This window comes from Chitinophaga sp. W2I13 (assembly GCF_050434005.1).
Classification (GTDB): Bacteria; Bacteroidota; Bacteroidia; order Chitinophagales; family Chitinophagaceae; genus Chitinophaga.
Genome location: NZ_JBNPWD010000001.1, coordinates 498,906 through 513,010, shown reverse-complemented (window position 1 = coordinate 513,010; position 14,105 = coordinate 498,906). Strand labels below are relative to the sequence as shown.

The window sequence follows — 14,105 nt, the reverse complement described above, 5'->3', positions numbered from 1 at the left end:
CTCACTGATTACGCTGATTATAATGATTTTTTTGATTTGATCACTTTGGATTTTAAATGATCAAATCAAAAAAATCATTATAATCAGCGTAATCAGTGAGAAAGACAACCTACGCACTAGAACTCCTGTTCGAGACGGCCAACGCTGCCATCTTCGCCTATACCTTCCACGACTAAACGAAAACGTTTGGTGTAGTCATTGTTGTAGAATTCTACCCTGGCGGTGTGCGTGAGGGTGTCTATTGCCACGTTCGGATTCCAGTAAAGGGTGAGGCGTTTATCCGGTAAGGCGTGTACTTCTTTTTTCACGGAGTAATCCGGTGAATAGAATTGTTTCACGATCTGGTAACCGGCTTTTTTATACAGTTTAAAGCCCCGGATGCTGGGGTCATTTTTCGGTGAATTGTCGCCGCCTTTTTTGGTGTATACCGCGATAGCGCCATTGGCGCCGCCGAAGCCACCCATAAATGGAGGACGGAATACTTTAATGAGCGCGATATCCTGGATAGAGAGGGTGCTCAGCATGCTCACATCCGACTGCATTTCATTAAGGTATAATCCCGGTGCACCGCCGCGCCAGGAAAGGGTGGGATTATTATAATCGCCTGTAATCTGCAAGCCTGCTACTTTGGATTGCAGGTACTGGAATACGTTGAGTGCAATCGGTGTTTCTTTGGTTAAGTCGAAGGAGTAACCGTCGCCACCGGAGAACATACCGGATGCATAACGTTTTTCAGTAGTTTCTTCCGGCTTCACTTTTTTCGCATTTACGTTTACTTCCTGCAGGTATACCGTTTTATTATTGATAGAGCGGTTTACTTTGTTGCCTTCTGCTGCATTGGCGAGGAATTGTTTCAGTGCGTTATTATCCACCGCCGGTGGTACGCGCAGCGGGTAAGGAATTTTAATTTGTGTAGGACGTTCAAAGAAGTGGTTATCGAATTTCACATTTACATCCACGCCTTTTTTTACGAGGTCGTTGCCCTGGTAGTAAATGTAAGCGGTATCGGGGAATACCATGTTGGCCATTTCAAACTGTCCTTTATCGTTGATGGGAGTAGAAGCAAACATGGAGGAGCTGTCTATCGGCAGGCGGATGATCATATCCAGCTTACCGGTAGGCATGGGGCGGCCGTTGAGCATGGTGGCAACGCCTTTCATGAGCAAGCCCTGTTCGTAAGGGAATCTTACTTCAGGGAATTCGTTATTGACGATCTTTTCCCAGCTGAAACGTCTCCATCCGTTGGTCATCATTACCAGGTCCAGGCCTTTCAGGGTGGAGTCGGCGTCATTGCGGAAATACCACGATGGGTTGTAGATATAACCTTTGATGTCGGAGGTAAGCAGGAAAGTAGAGATGATGTTATTGGAATTTTTATCTACCGGTACCGCGTCTGCATCTGTGATAGCTACAGAGATATTTGTTTGCATGGTATCGGGTAGTCTCAGTTCAATGGCATTTTTTGTTCTTGGTTCCTTGTGGGTATCTGCATCCAGTACATCTATCTGCATCAGGTCATTTTTGCGGACGAAGGCAAGCCGTTCTGCGAGCGGCATGCCTGATTTGGCAAAAAGGGTAATTTGAATAATGCCTGACGGCAGATGATCGGCGGGGATAAATCCGCTGATGCGGCCTTCTCCTATGTCCAGGTTGGCTTTGTACACCAGTTGGCTGCCCATCTGGGCAATGATCACAAGGTCATTCACGGAGGTATCGGCTACGTTGCCGGGTACGGCCTGGTAAAAGATGCGGCTGCCTTTATTGAATACTTTCAGGGAGGCGCCGGCCGCTACTGCTGCGGGCAGGGCCACTGTTTTGGTTTGGCCTTTATTGTTTTTTACGGTTGCCTGGAAGATGTCCTGTGCATTGGCGGGGGTGATCTCGAAAGATCCCATGCCATCGTGCAGGGTTTTGATCACTGCGCTGTTGGCGCCTTTAGCGTCTTTTACAGCGCCGGAAACTTCTACCGGGTAACCATTGTTATCGATGGCTTTAAACGCTACTACGTTCGGCTGGCCTGCGATGAGGTTTCCGCCTTCGGGGAAGAACTGTACGGCAAAGTCGGGTGTGGTGGCGCTATCTGCTTCCGGTGATGTTTTCTTTGAAGGATCAAAGATTTCTATGGTCCGGGTATAACTGAATGCAGGATCGAAGTTGAGCATCCAGGCGGTATAAGCCCTTAGCTGGTATACGCCTGCTTTTTGTGTTTCGGGCAGGTCGAAGTTACCGGGTGCGCCGGCGTTGCCAACGGCGAACAGTTTCTTCTGCACGATGTTATTGTTTTTATCCAGCAGCTCCACATACAGATTGGTGGCGGTGGTGGCGGGCATGCCCTGCAGGGTGAGATAGGCTTTGAACCAGATGGTTTCACCGGCTGCGTAGTAGTCCTTATCAAGATGCAGATATACTTTTTCGGCCGGGTAATGGCTGCCGAAGGTTTGTAATGCCTTTATAATGCGGTCGGACCAGTCAGTTGGGCGCGTTTGTATAGCCAGTGCACTCATTACGCCGCTTAACATTACGGCTGGTATTATCCATTTCAGATGTTGTCGCTTTTTCTTCAGGTTCGATTGCATGCAATATAGTTTGAGCGGGTATAATATATGTCAAAAATATAAACTTTGGAAGATTAATCAGTAAGATTACGGCAGGTTTGTTATTATTGCGTGTTCAACCTACGGTTTTAACAAGATTTTAATGAGTTCAGGAAAGAAACGTTTAGTGATAGCTGGTGGCGGTGCTGCCGGTTTTTTTTGTGCGGTGAATGCAGCCCGCCTATGTCCGCAGCTGGAAGTGGTGTTGCTGGAAAAAACAGGCAAGCTGTTGTCGAAGGTAAAAGTGAGTGGCGGCGGGCGGTGTAATGTTACCCACAATGCCCCTGATATTACGTATATGGCTAAACGCTATCCCCGTGGCCAGAACTTTGTAAAAAAGTCGTTTTCCCGGTTCTTTGTTCCCGATACCATCTCCTGGTTTGGGGAAAGAGGCGTACAGCTGAAGGCGGAAGATGATGGCAGGATGTTCCCGGTAACAGATAACTCCCAAACGATCATCGACTGCCTCCTCCGCGAGGCCGACAAATACCACCTTAACATCCGTACCAATACAGAAGTTACCTCTTTTAAAAAAGGCAGCAACGGGCGCTGGCAGCTGGAACTGCAGCAAGGTCCTGCGCTCACCGCCGATTATTTATGCATCGCTGCGGGGGGCTATGCGCAGGCAGGTAAGTTTGCCTGGCTGGAACAAACAGGTCACAGCATTGTGCCACCGGCGCCGTCCCTGTTTACCTTTAACATGCCCGGTAATCCTATCACCGGCCTGATGGGAGTAGCTACCCATGCACAGGTGAAAGTGGCCGGTACCAAACTGCTGGAGCAGGGTCCCTTGCTGATCACTCATTGGGGAATGAGCGGCCCGGCCATATTGCGGTTGTCGGCCTGGGGCGCCCGGGAACTGCAGCAGCTGCAATATACTTTTACCGCCATCGTTAACTGGATTCCGGATTACAACGAAAATACCCTGCGGGAACACTGGCAGGACCTGCGTTTTGAATCAGGGAAGCAAAAAATATATAATAAAAATCCTTTTGGTTTACCACAGCGTTTATGGCAGTTCCTGCTGCAACAGACAGGAATTACTGAAGAGATGAGATGGGCGGACATCCCCGCGAAAGACCAGAACCGTTTAATGAAGTTGCTGGTAGGCATGGAGTTCCCGGTGAAAGGTAAAACCACTTTTAAAGAAGAATTTGTTACCTGCGGCGGTATTACGCTCAGTGAAATAGACCCGGCTACCATGGAAAGCCGGCTGGTACCTAACCTGTTCTTCGCCGGCGAAGTAATGGACGTGGATGGCATCACCGGCGGCTTCAACTTCCAACATGCCTGGACGAGCGGCTTTGTTGCCGCTACCGCCATAGCGCAGCGCGAAGGTTGTCTTTCTCACTGATTACGCTGATTATACTGATTACCTTGATTTTATTTTTTGGATTTTATACAGGATTTTAAAGGATTTTATTTTTGGGGAGATATAAGCGGATATATTCGCTTATGTCTCCCCAAATCATTTAAAATCCAAAGTGATCAAATTCCTAAATCAGTATAATCAACGTAATCAGCGAGAAAGACAAAATTCGCGCGCGATTATAATTTGAGGTAATGCACCCCCGGTTCGTACTCTTTTTCCAGCGCCAGCAGCAGGTGGTCGAAGTCTTCCGGCTGCCGCAGGAAATCTACTTTGGTGGTGTCTACCACGAGTGTGCGTACGGGGTGCTGCTTGATGTATTGCATGTACATATCGTGTACATTCAGCAGGTATTCGTCGGGTATTTGCTGCTCGTAGGAGCGGTTGCGGTGACGGATATTTTCCTGCAGTTTGGTAACCGGTGCGTTCAGGAAAATAAGCAGTTCGGGCTGTACCAGCTGGGGATTGATGATGTCAAAAAGTTTCTGGTAAAGGGAGTATTCTTCTTCCGGTAAATTGATCTTGGCAAACAGCAGGCTTTTGATGAAGAGGTAATCAGAAATGATCACATCGCTGAAAAGGTCCTGCGACTGCAACATTTCCTTGAGTTGTTTATACCGTTCCGCCATAAAGAATAACTCCAGCGGGAAGGCGTATTGTTGCGGGCGTTCATAAAAAAGTGGGAGAAAAGGATTGTCTGCAAACTCTTCCAATATCAGTTTTGCAGAGAAATGGGTAGCGAGCATGTTGGCCAGCGTAGTTTTGCCGGCGCCAATATTTCCTTCTACCGTAATAAATCTATAGTGCATGAAAACGGGTTTAAAATTAATACTGGTAACGGTTTGCAGCTAATGTATCCGGACAGCTGGCTGCCAGCTCCCGTACGGTTTTATGCAACACAGCGTGCATATAATCCGGGATGATTTCCATCAAAGGCGCCAGCACAAACCGCCGGAGATGCATCCGCGGATGCGGTACCTTCAGATCCGGCAGCGAATGAATGCTGTCGTTGTAAAAGATCAGGTCGATATCAATAACCCTCGACCCCCATTTCTCCTGGCGGATACGGCCGATCTTTCTTTCTATTTCTAACAGTGTATGCAATAACGTTAGTGCATCCAATGATGTGCGGATCTCCACTCCCTGGTTCAGGTAGTCGGGTTGATCCACGGCTCCCCAGGGAGCTGTTTGGTATAAGGCCGAGGTTTGTACCACCTCTCCGGCTGTTTCAGCAATCAATTGTACCGCCTTTTGCAGGTTCCCGGTACGATCACCTAAATTGCCACCTATAAGTAATATTGCTGTATTCATGTATATTTCAGGACTCAAAAGTAGCCATATTCCTTATTTTTGAAAAAATGTATCTTTCCATCTCAGTTTCATCTTAACAAAAAAGTATGCGTTTCTTCAAAGTTTTCCTGGCCGCATTCCTTGCATTCGTAGCATTCACGGCAATATGCTTCTTTATATTGCTGATCATGATAGGAAGGGCCGTTACCCCTGAAAAGGTAACAATTTCCCCCAATGGCGTACTGGTACTCGAAACAGGGCAGTCGTACAACGAACAGAATATAATTAACCCACTCGGCAGACTGATGAACGACGACGCCGCAGTTACCCCCGGATTGTATCAGACCGTAAGACTGATAGAACACGCTGCTGACGATGACAACATCAAAGGCATTTACCTGAAAGTAAACGGTAACCCTAATGGCTTTGCCAGCACAGAGGAATTCCGCAATGCGCTCCTCCGTTTCCGGAAGTCAAAGAAATTTGTGTACGCCTACGGAGAGGTAATGGACCAGAACGCCTACTACCTGGCCAGTGCTGCCGATAAAGTATACCTGAACCCTAAAGGTGGAGTTGATTTTACCGGCTTTGCCAGCCAGGTGATGTTCCTGAAAGGAACCCTGGATAGACTGGAAATCAAACCGGAAATTTTTTACTGCGGTAAATTTAAAAGCGCTACCGAGCCGCTGCGCGAAACACAGATGACAGATGCCAATCGCATACAAACCACCCAGTTCCTGGGAGAACTGTATGGCACCTTCCTGAAAGGAATAGGCTCTGCGCGCAACATCGACACGGCCACTTTACATGGCTATGCCAATGAAAACCTCATCCAGCAACCCGCAGATGCGCTGAAGTATAAGCTGGTAGATGGTTTGAAGTATGACGATGAAGTAGTAGCGGAACTGAAAAGCAAAACGGGCGTTAAACAGGGCGACGAGGTAAACCTGGTGACGCTAAAAAAATATAACAGTGGCACCGACCTTTCTTCCGGTGGCGGAGATGGACAGTTGGCGCTGATCTACGCAGAGGGCGATATCATAGGCGGGGAATCAGACCGCGATAAAACCATTGCAAGCGACGACTATATCCGTGAAATCCGCAAAGCCCGCGAAGATAAAGATGTAAAGGCAATCGTGTTCCGGGTGAACTCCGGTGGCGGCAGCGCGCTGGCATCTGAAGTAATCTGGCGCGAACTGTCGCTGGCAAAGAAAGTGAAACCGGTGGTGGTATCCATGGGCGACTATGCAGCATCCGGCGGGTACTATATTTCCTGCATGGCTGACAGCATTTTTGCAGAACCCAATACTTTAACCGGTTCTATCGGCGTATTCGGCGTGATGTTTAATATGCAGGACTTCTTCAAAAATAAAGTGGGCGTTACCTTCGATGGCGTTAAAACCGCACCTTATGCGGATCTTGGTTCCGTTGGCCGCCCGCTCACCGAAGCGGAGAGACGCTTTATACAGAACGGCGTTGACAGCACCTACGCCTCTTTCAAATCACGCGTGGTGGCCGGCAGGAAGCTGAACCCCGCTATCGTGGACAGCATCGCCCAGGGGCATGTATGGAGTGGTTTACAGGCAAAGGAACTCGGACTGGTAGACCGCATCGGTGGTATCAACGAAGCACTGGCCTGTGCCGCGCGGCTGGCCAAACTGCCGGACTACCGCCTGAGAGAGTTCCCGGAAGAGAAAAACCCGTTGAACAAATTCTTCAAAACCTTCGCCGGCAACGTGCGCATGCAGCTGGTGAAGCAGGAACTCGGCGCCAACTACGACATTTACCAGCAGGTGAAGGACGTACAACAGTTGCATGGCGATGTTCAGGCGAGAATGCCGTTTAAGTACAGTTTCTAGCGAATTTTGTCTTGGCTCAGGATTACGCTGATTTTGCTGATTAGCTGGATTTTTACTTTTGGATTTATAAAGGATTAAGGGAGATAGAAGCGGATATATTCGTTTTTATCTCCCTTAGTTATATTAATCATTAAGAAAATCTAAAAAAATCCAAAGTAAAAATCCAGCTAATCAGCAAAATCAGCGTAATCAGCGAGAAAGACAAAATCCCCGCCCCTGCATTTTTTACTAAAAGCTGGAAAAACGTCGTAGTTTTACCGCCGGTTTTTAAATAGCAGAATCAGATGAATGGAGCGAAGTACAGTCAGTTGAGGGCCATGCTGGCCATTACAAAAGGAAGTTTAAGAGGTATTTTCCGTAGTCCTTCCGCCGTAGTGTTCAGTTTGGGGTTCCCGCTGGTATTTATCCTGGTGTTTGGGTTTATTGGTAAAAGTACTGTTTCCGTTAAAGTGGGGGTGGACCGCCGGACTGATATTACCAGCAGGTATTACCAGGAATTGTCGCATGCCGGGACGCTGAAACTGGTTACCGATCAGCCTGAAGCGGAAATGGAGGATGATCTGAAGAAAGGCCGTTTGGTGGCTATTCTGAACATTGTGCCCAAAGCGGGAGTTAACCATGTAACTGCTTACGATATTAATATCCGGACCTCTACGGCTTCCGATGCCGCGAAGAAAGTAACCCTGTTATCGGTGCTGAAAAGCATCGCCGGCAAACTGGATGATGAAACCTATAAACGCCCTACGGTAGCCACTTTTACACAAACAGAGGTGCCGGGTCGTGAATTTAAGACCATCGACTTTATTTTACCGGGACAGCTGGGCTTTGCCCTGATGAGTGCCGCCGTTTTTGGTACGGCCTTCCTGTTTTATAATATGCGTCAAACGCTGGTACTCAAGCGTTTTTTCGCTACGCCCATCAAACGCACCTATATTGTACTGGCAGAAGCGCTGAGCCGGATGATCTTCCAGCTCATCAGCTCTGTGGTGATCATTGCGCTTGGGCATTTCGCCTTTGGCTTTACGCTGGTACATGGTTTTGCCACCTTCCTGGAAATGCTGGTATTGTCGGTATTCGGGCTACTGGTATTCATGGGTTTTGGTTTTGTGGTGAGCAGCCTGGCAAAAAACGAGAGCACTATTCCGCCCCTGGCCAATATCGTTACCCTGCCACAGTTCCTGCTGGCGGGTACCTTTTTCCCGATAGATTCCTTTCCTGGCTGGCTGCAGCCAATCTGTAAGATCATGCCGCTTACCTACCTGATAGACGCCCTGAGAAAAGTGGCCTTTGAAGGGCTGCATCTCTGGCATGTGGGCTGGGATATCGCCATTCTTACCTTATGGGGTGTTGTCGTATATGCGGTAGCCGTGAAAGTATTCAAGTGGGAATAAGGCGATTTCGTTAGCTTTGTGGGACCTAAATCCAGTCACATGCAAGCCTTTTTCATTATCCTGGGTGCGTTCATTGTCCTTGTGCTGGGGCTTTTCATTTTCAGTTTATTCCTCTCATCTGCCATTAAGGTGGAGCGTTCGCTGGTAATACCGGCTGCGCCGGGAGCTATTTTCCCGCTGATGAACGTAGTGCGTAACTGGGAGCTATGGTCGCCCTGGAAAGAACAGGATCCCAACGTTAAAATTACTTACGGGGAAAAGGAAAGTGGCGTGGGCGCCGGTTACAGCTGGGAAAGCCGCAACCGGAACGTGGGCAAAGGGCATATGACGATCACGGAGTCCAAACCTGATCAGCAGGTGGCCACCCACATCGATTTTATGGGCATGGGCGCTACCAAAGGCTATTTCCGGCTGGACCCGGTAAATGGCGGCACTCTGGTTACCTGGGGAATGGTGTGCGATATGGGGCAACATCCTATCCGGAAAGTGATGGGGCTGATGATGGACAAATGGGTAGGAAAGGATTTTGAGAAAGGACTGGAGAACATGAAACGGCTCCTTAAAGGATAATATATTTTTTCTATGCGGTTTATTAAGTTGTTACTGATCAGTGTGATCATTTTAGGCGTGGTGATTTTCGGGTTGTCGTTGGCATTTCCTTCTACGGCGGTGGTGGAGCGTACCGGTGTTATCCGGGCGCCTATTGATACTGTTTATGCACATATCAGTAACCTGAAAGCCTGGGATGCCTGGAATCCCTGGACCCGCCCCGATACTACTGCTACGCTGGTATACTCCGATCCGCCTTCCGGACCCGGCGCCTGGTACAGCTGGGACGGCCAGCTCAACAGCGGTAAGCTAACGGTGCTGGACAGTGATCCGGCCAAAGGAATGCATTACCTGCTGGATATTAAAAATGTGCGTCCTGTAAAAGGAGGCATAGAACTGAAGCCCACGGCAGATGGCAAAGCCACTGCGATCTTCTGGCATATGGAAATTAAACTGGGTATGCTGCCGTGGTGGAAACTAAGGGGATTTGTGGCCGACAGGGTATACGGCCCCGCTATGAACGACGGGTTGACAAAGTTGAGCCGGATCTGTGAAGGAAAATAGTATGGAGTTATTTTACCATTGATCCAATAGTTTTGTTTACGATGGTTTTTATGATTTAAATTGTTATCGTATCTCAACAACTTCTTACAGAAAAAACTAAAAAAAATGAAACATTTCTTTTTGGCAACCTTATTTCTGGCCTTTACCAGCCTCGTTTTTGCTCAGGAGAAGGCACGTAAAAGCCCCCACGTTACAGTAGAAGCCAACGGTATTAAAGTAGTGTACGGCCAGCCTTCCAAGAAAGGCCGCGAAATTTTTGGCAAACTGGAACCATTTGGTAAAGTATGGCGTACAGGCGCTGATGAAGCCACCCAGATCACTTTCAGCAAAGACGTGTCTTTTGGCGGCAAACCTGTAAAAGCAGGTACTTACACTTTATTCTCTATTCCTGATCCTAAAACCTGGACCGTTATCCTGAATGGTAAACTGGGCCAATGGGGTGCTTATGATTACGACAAGAATAAAGGTGAAGACGTAGTATCCGTGAAAGTACCACGCGAAAAACTGTCTACACCAGCAGAAAAACTCACGTTCACTTTACCCGGTAACGCCGTGGTATTTGAGTGGGATGACACTAAAGTATCCGTACCGGTTAAATAACACGACCGGGAAAAATATCAGGGGCACAGACACCGCGTCTGTGCCCTTTTTTTATGATAAGGTGGCTACCAGTTCCCGGATACTGCCATACACTTCATCCAGCTGTTCGTTGGTGATGCAGTAAGGCGGCAGTATATAAAGAGTATTCCCCAGCGGGCGCAGCATCACTCTTTTTGCCCGGAAGAAGCGGTGCAGTTCATCGGCCAACGCATTCGTGTAACCATCGGCGTTAGCGGTTACTATTTCAAACGCCAGGATAGTGCCCAGCAATCTTGGATTTTTTATGACCGTGTAAGTAAACAATTCTTTCAGAAAGACGGTATGCTTTTCGTGTATGCGTTCCCGGCTAGCCGCGCAGGCTGGGTCGGTGAAGAGGTCGAGACTGGCCAGTGCAGCTGTACAGGCCAGCGGGTTGGCCGTGAAAGAATGCCCGTGGAATAATGTTTTTAGCTTATCATTGGAAAGAAAGGCTTCATACACCGCCGCAGTGCTGGTAGTTACACCGAGCGCCAAGGTGCCGCCGGTGAGTCCTTTAGAAAGACAAACAATATCCGGTGGTGTTTGGAGGTATTCCATAGCAAAATTTTTCCCGGTTCTGCCGAAGCCGGTCATCACTTCATCTGCAATCAGCAGGATATTTTGGGAGGAGCAAAACTGCAGGAGCTGTTCAAAGGCGGCAGCGTCATACATCACCATGCCACCGGAGCCCTGGAGCAGCGGTTCAAACACAAAGGCAGCAATATCTTCCGGTTGCAGTGCAATAATGTTGTTTATAATTTGGGAGATGTTTTCCGCAGTGGGCACTTCTATGAACTGAACATCAAACAGGCGGTCATCAAAAACGCGGGTGAACACACTTCTGCCGCTCACGCTCATGGCGCCGAAGGTATCGCCGTGATAGGCGTTGTGGAAGGCCAGTATTTTATGTTTCGGCGTGCCTTTGTTATCCCAGTACTGGATGGCCATTTTCAGGGCTACTTCTATGGCCGTAGAGCCATTGTCGGAATAAAAAACGCGACGTTGGTTGGCGGGAAGAAGCGGTAATAACCGTTCCGCAAGATGAACGGCCGGGGGATGGGTGTACCCGGCGAAAATACAGTGTTCCAGTTGCAGCGCCTGTGCTGCCAGTTGCTGCGCAATGTGCGGGTGTGCGTGACCGTGAATATTCACCCACCAGCTGGAGGTAGCGTCTATATAGCTGTTATTATTTTCGTCGAAAAGTAAAGCGCCTTCGCCGCGTACAATGCCTATGGGCGCAGGTGCAGTTTGCATTTGGGTGTAAGGATGCCAGATCACGTCCAGATCACGGGCCGACAAAGAAGATGTTTGCATAATTGCTGGCTGTTGGTGCAGGCGCGAAGGTACTATAAAAGCGGGTTATGTTTTCCTGTGCCGTTCCAGTATCTCCAGCAGATCCGCTGCTGCATAGGGTTTGGGCAGCATATGTTTTACCTGCAGGCGGGCCAGCCGTTCGGTTACTTCCGGCATTATGTCTGCCGTTAACACAATGATAAAAGCATCCGGCTGCAGTTGCCGGATGTGCGGAATGGTTTCATAACCATTCATCTCCGGCATATGCAGGTCAAGGATAATACCATCGAAAGATTGTTCCTGTATTTTCTGTAGTGCCAGTCTGCCATTGCTGGCTGTTTCAATCTGCGCACCGGAGTTTTTCAGCTGTAATTGCAGGATGCGGATATTAATGGCATTGTCTTCTACTACCAGCAGCTTCATATTTTCCAGATGGCCTTCCTGTTGTTTATTTTTCTGGGGCACAGGACCTGGTGCAGTTTCAGGTATTGTAAAACTGATATTAAAACGGAAGGTAGTGCCTTCATTTTTTTTGCTTTCCAGTATGATGCTGCTGTTGTGGAGCGCCACCAGTTTTTGGGTGATGGCGAGTCCAAGCCCTGTACCGCCGTGATGGCGGTTGGTAGCCGAATCTTCCTGTACAAAAGTATCAAATACTTTTGCCTGCATTTCCGGAACAATGCCCACACCGGTATCCTTTACGGCAAAGGAAAGCGTACAGTCGCCGGCGGAAGTGTTTGCCCGGCGTACTTCCAGGGTAACCGATCCTGCACTGGTAAATTTGATGGCGTTGTGCAACAGGTTATTGAGTACCTGGGATAATCTTACGGGATCTCCTTTCAGTGTTCCCGGTAAATGATCAAACCGGGAAATGAGTTCAATACCCTTGCTGGTAGCCAGTGGCTGGCAGTTACGTACGATACCCGTTAGCAGTGCCTCCGGATCAAATGGAATATTTTCCAGTTCAATTTTTCCAGCCTCCATTTTGCTGAAGTCGAGGATATCATTGATCAGTCCGAGCAAATGATGGGCGGAGAACTCCAGGTTATGCATCAGTTCCGCCTGTTCGGGTGCGGGATTTTCCCCCAGGATACCGGCGATGCCGATGATGGCATTGAGGGGCGTACGGATTTCGTGGCTCATTACAGACAGGAAATCACTTCTCGACTGGGCGGCTTTCTGTGCATTATCCCGGGCGGCAGTAAGCGCCAGTTCTGTATCTTTCTTATCAGTAATATCCATGATAATGCCCCTGAAATGCGTGAGCTGGCCCTGGCTGTTAAATACCGCCCTGCCGATGGTGCGCATCCAGGTATGTTTACCTTTAGCGGAAATGTGCCGTAATTCCAGGTCGAACGGGGTTTTATGGGTAATCAGCGCTTCCCTGGCAGCAACGAAAACAGGCTGGTCATCCGGGTGATAAAATGCAACGGACGAATGAAAAGTAAGCGGGAAGTCGTGTGGCACCTCCCTCAATTCATACACTTCGCGTGTCCAGTAGGTTTCGCCGGTGGCTACATTGAATTCCCATCCCCCCATTTTGCCCATCTGCTGGCAGATGCCCAGCAGCTGGTTACTGCGGCGTAGTTCAGACTGTGCCTGGAGGTAGCTGTTGTTCTTTTTTTCTATTTCAGAGATATTACGGATCATCAGCAGGATGCGCCGGGGTGCGGGCAACTTATCTTTAATCAGCCGTACCTTCAGCTGGTACCAGTTTTGAGGACCCTGCCTGATATCAGGATACACGTATTCCTGGTTTTCTCCGGTTTCCAGCAGTTTGTCGACCAGCCGGTTAAAAGTGCCGGCATGCTCGCCAAGGGCTTCTGAGATGGTTTTGCCGATCACCTCTTCCCGGGGCCGGAATAACAGGTTGTCGTTGCTGCACCATACCCCGGTAAAGACCTTCTGCTCGTTCATCTCAAATAAAATATCATCCAGGGTAAGCATCAGCGAATCCCACTCGTATTTTAACCGGGTAAAAGCGGATTGCAGCTGCCTGGTTTCCTTTTCCCTGGTACCGTGAAAATGCAGATGCCCCAATATTTGCAGTAGTGGGTGGAGGAAAGTTACTGCATCTGCCGAATAGCCGTCCATGCAGCCTGCGAGCCCTATTACGGCCAGCACCTGCTGCTGGTATGTTACCGGCAGCCCGATAAATGCAGTGGTAGCATCCCCTGCCGGCAGGATCAGCGGTTGCCCGTTGCCAGCCACTTCCTGCAGGGCAGGCGTGAAGTTCCAGCCGTGTTCCGGCGCATGATTGATGATAGTAATGGTATGCAGTTGGGAAGGTGCATCGCTTTTCTTCAATTCCCCTACAAAACCGTAAGAGCTGCCTGTCAGGTCCATTAGTTGTCCTAACAGTTGCTGGACGGCATTAACCGGGTGTTCCTGCAAACTGTAGTCTGCGGGAATACTGCCAATGATATCCAGTAATTTTTGTTGACGCAGCGCTGCAGTAGCCAGCATGAGCGATGTTGGTTTTAATATTCGGTGTTAAAAAGAGGCCAGATTATGAAACCGGTGTAGTTATATTGTTATCGTCAGGATTATACCGGGGGAATAAATTTAGGGAATTAAC

Annotated in this window: 11 protein-coding genes; 6 read left to right on the top strand and 5 right to left on the bottom strand. The window is 48.8% G+C overall.

Features of this window, described 5'->3' with window-relative positions; translation table 11 throughout:
• Positions 1-116 precede the first annotated feature (116 nt).
• Positions 117-2,576, bottom strand: coding sequence for an MG2 domain-containing protein (locus tag QFZ48_RS02070; protein ID WP_429060929.1), 2,460 nt, complete (start codon positions 2,574-2,576; stop codon positions 117-119).
• Positions 2,577-2,697: 121 nt separating this feature from the next.
• Here QFZ48_RS02070 and QFZ48_RS02065 point away from each other — a divergent pair, with 121 nt between their 5' ends.
• The gene (locus tag QFZ48_RS02065) at positions 2,698-3,948 is read left to right on the top strand and encodes an NAD(P)/FAD-dependent oxidoreductase (RefSeq protein WP_429060926.1); all 1,251 of its coding nucleotides are present in this window, start codon (positions 2,698-2,700) and stop codon (positions 3,946-3,948) included.
• 194 nt (positions 3,949-4,142) lie between these two features.
• On the opposite strand, the gene QFZ48_RS02060 is transcribed toward QFZ48_RS02065, so the two are convergent.
• Positions 4,143-4,772 carry a deoxynucleoside kinase gene (locus QFZ48_RS02060; protein WP_370911558.1) on the bottom strand — a complete coding sequence of 210 codons (630 nt, stop codon included), beginning with the start codon at positions 4,770-4,772 and terminating at the stop codon, positions 4,143-4,145.
• 16 nt (positions 4,773-4,788) lie between these two features.
• Complete coding sequence (folK, locus tag QFZ48_RS02055; protein WP_429060923.1) at positions 4,789-5,274, bottom strand: 2-amino-4-hydroxy-6-hydroxymethyldihydropteridine diphosphokinase; 486 nt, start codon at positions 5,272-5,274, stop codon at positions 4,789-4,791.
• Between the two features lie 86 nt (positions 5,275-5,360).
• On the opposite strand from folK, the gene sppA reads away from it, so the two are divergent.
• From sppA to QFZ48_RS02030, 5 genes are all read left to right on the top strand, one after another.
• Positions 5,361-7,112 carry a signal peptide peptidase SppA gene (gene sppA, locus QFZ48_RS02050; protein ID WP_429046143.1) on the top strand — a complete coding sequence of 584 codons (1,752 nt, stop codon included), beginning with the start codon at positions 5,361-5,363 and terminating at the stop codon, positions 7,110-7,112.
• Positions 7,113-7,396: 284 nt separating this feature from the next.
• Positions 7,397-8,503, top strand: a complete 1,107-nt coding sequence (locus QFZ48_RS02045; RefSeq protein ID WP_429046144.1) for an ABC transporter permease — start codon at positions 7,397-7,399, stop codon at positions 8,501-8,503.
• Positions 8,504-8,542: 39 nt separating this feature from the next.
• Positions 8,543-9,073 carry an SRPBCC family protein gene (locus QFZ48_RS02040; protein WP_370911562.1) on the top strand — a complete coding sequence of 177 codons (531 nt, stop codon included), beginning with the start codon at positions 8,543-8,545 and terminating at the stop codon, positions 9,071-9,073.
• Positions 9,074-9,085: 12 nt separating this feature from the next.
• A complete protein-coding gene (locus QFZ48_RS02035) occupies positions 9,086-9,616 on the top strand; it encodes an SRPBCC family protein (protein WP_429060919.1) in 531 nt (176 codons plus the stop codon).
• A 105-nt stretch (positions 9,617-9,721) separates the two neighbouring features.
• A complete protein-coding gene (locus tag QFZ48_RS02030; protein WP_429046149.1) occupies positions 9,722-10,216 on the top strand; it encodes a DUF2911 domain-containing protein in 495 nt (164 codons plus the stop codon).
• A 51-nt stretch (positions 10,217-10,267) separates the two neighbouring features.
• Here the strand turns inward: QFZ48_RS02030 and bioA are convergent, their stop codons facing one another.
• Positions 10,268-11,548, bottom strand: a complete 1,281-nt coding sequence (bioA, locus tag QFZ48_RS02025) for an adenosylmethionine--8-amino-7-oxononanoate transaminase (protein WP_429060916.1) — start codon at positions 11,546-11,548, stop codon at positions 10,268-10,270.
• Positions 11,549-11,593: 45 nt separating this feature from the next.
• A complete protein-coding gene (locus tag QFZ48_RS02020; RefSeq protein ID WP_429060913.1) occupies positions 11,594-13,993 on the bottom strand; it encodes an ATP-binding protein in 2,400 nt (799 codons plus the stop codon).
• Between the last annotated feature and the right edge of the window lie 112 nt (positions 13,994-14,105).

Coding starts and splice junctions, on each gene's coding strand:
- sppA (WP_429046143.1), top strand. CDS start 5,361: ATGCGTTTCTTCAAAGTTTTCCTGGCCGCATTCCTTGCATTCGTAGCA.
- QFZ48_RS02045 (WP_429046144.1), top strand. CDS start 7,397: ATGAATGGAGCGAAGTACAGTCAGTTGAGGGCCATGCTGGCCATTACA.
- QFZ48_RS02030 (WP_429046149.1), top strand. CDS start 9,722: ATGAAACATTTCTTTTTGGCAACCTTATTTCTGGCCTTTACCAGCCTC.
- QFZ48_RS02070 (WP_429060929.1), bottom strand. CDS start 2,576: ATGCAATCGAACCTGAAGAAAAAGCGACAACATCTGAAATGGATAATA.
- bioA (WP_429060916.1), bottom strand. CDS start 11,548: ATGCAAACATCTTCTTTGTCGGCCCGTGATCTGGACGTGATCTGGCAT.
- folK (WP_429060923.1), bottom strand. CDS start 5,274: ATGAATACAGCAATATTACTTATAGGTGGCAATTTAGGTGATCGTACC.
- QFZ48_RS02035 (WP_429060919.1), top strand. CDS start 9,086: ATGCGGTTTATTAAGTTGTTACTGATCAGTGTGATCATTTTAGGCGTG.
- QFZ48_RS02065 (WP_429060926.1), top strand. CDS start 2,698: ATGAGTTCAGGAAAGAAACGTTTAGTGATAGCTGGTGGCGGTGCTGCC.
- QFZ48_RS02040 (WP_370911562.1), top strand. CDS start 8,543: ATGCAAGCCTTTTTCATTATCCTGGGTGCGTTCATTGTCCTTGTGCTG.
- QFZ48_RS02020 (WP_429060913.1), bottom strand. CDS start 13,993: ATGCTGGCTACTGCAGCGCTGCGTCAACAAAAATTACTGGATATCATT.
- QFZ48_RS02060 (WP_370911558.1), bottom strand. CDS start 4,772: ATGCACTATAGATTTATTACGGTAGAAGGAAATATTGGCGCCGGCAAA.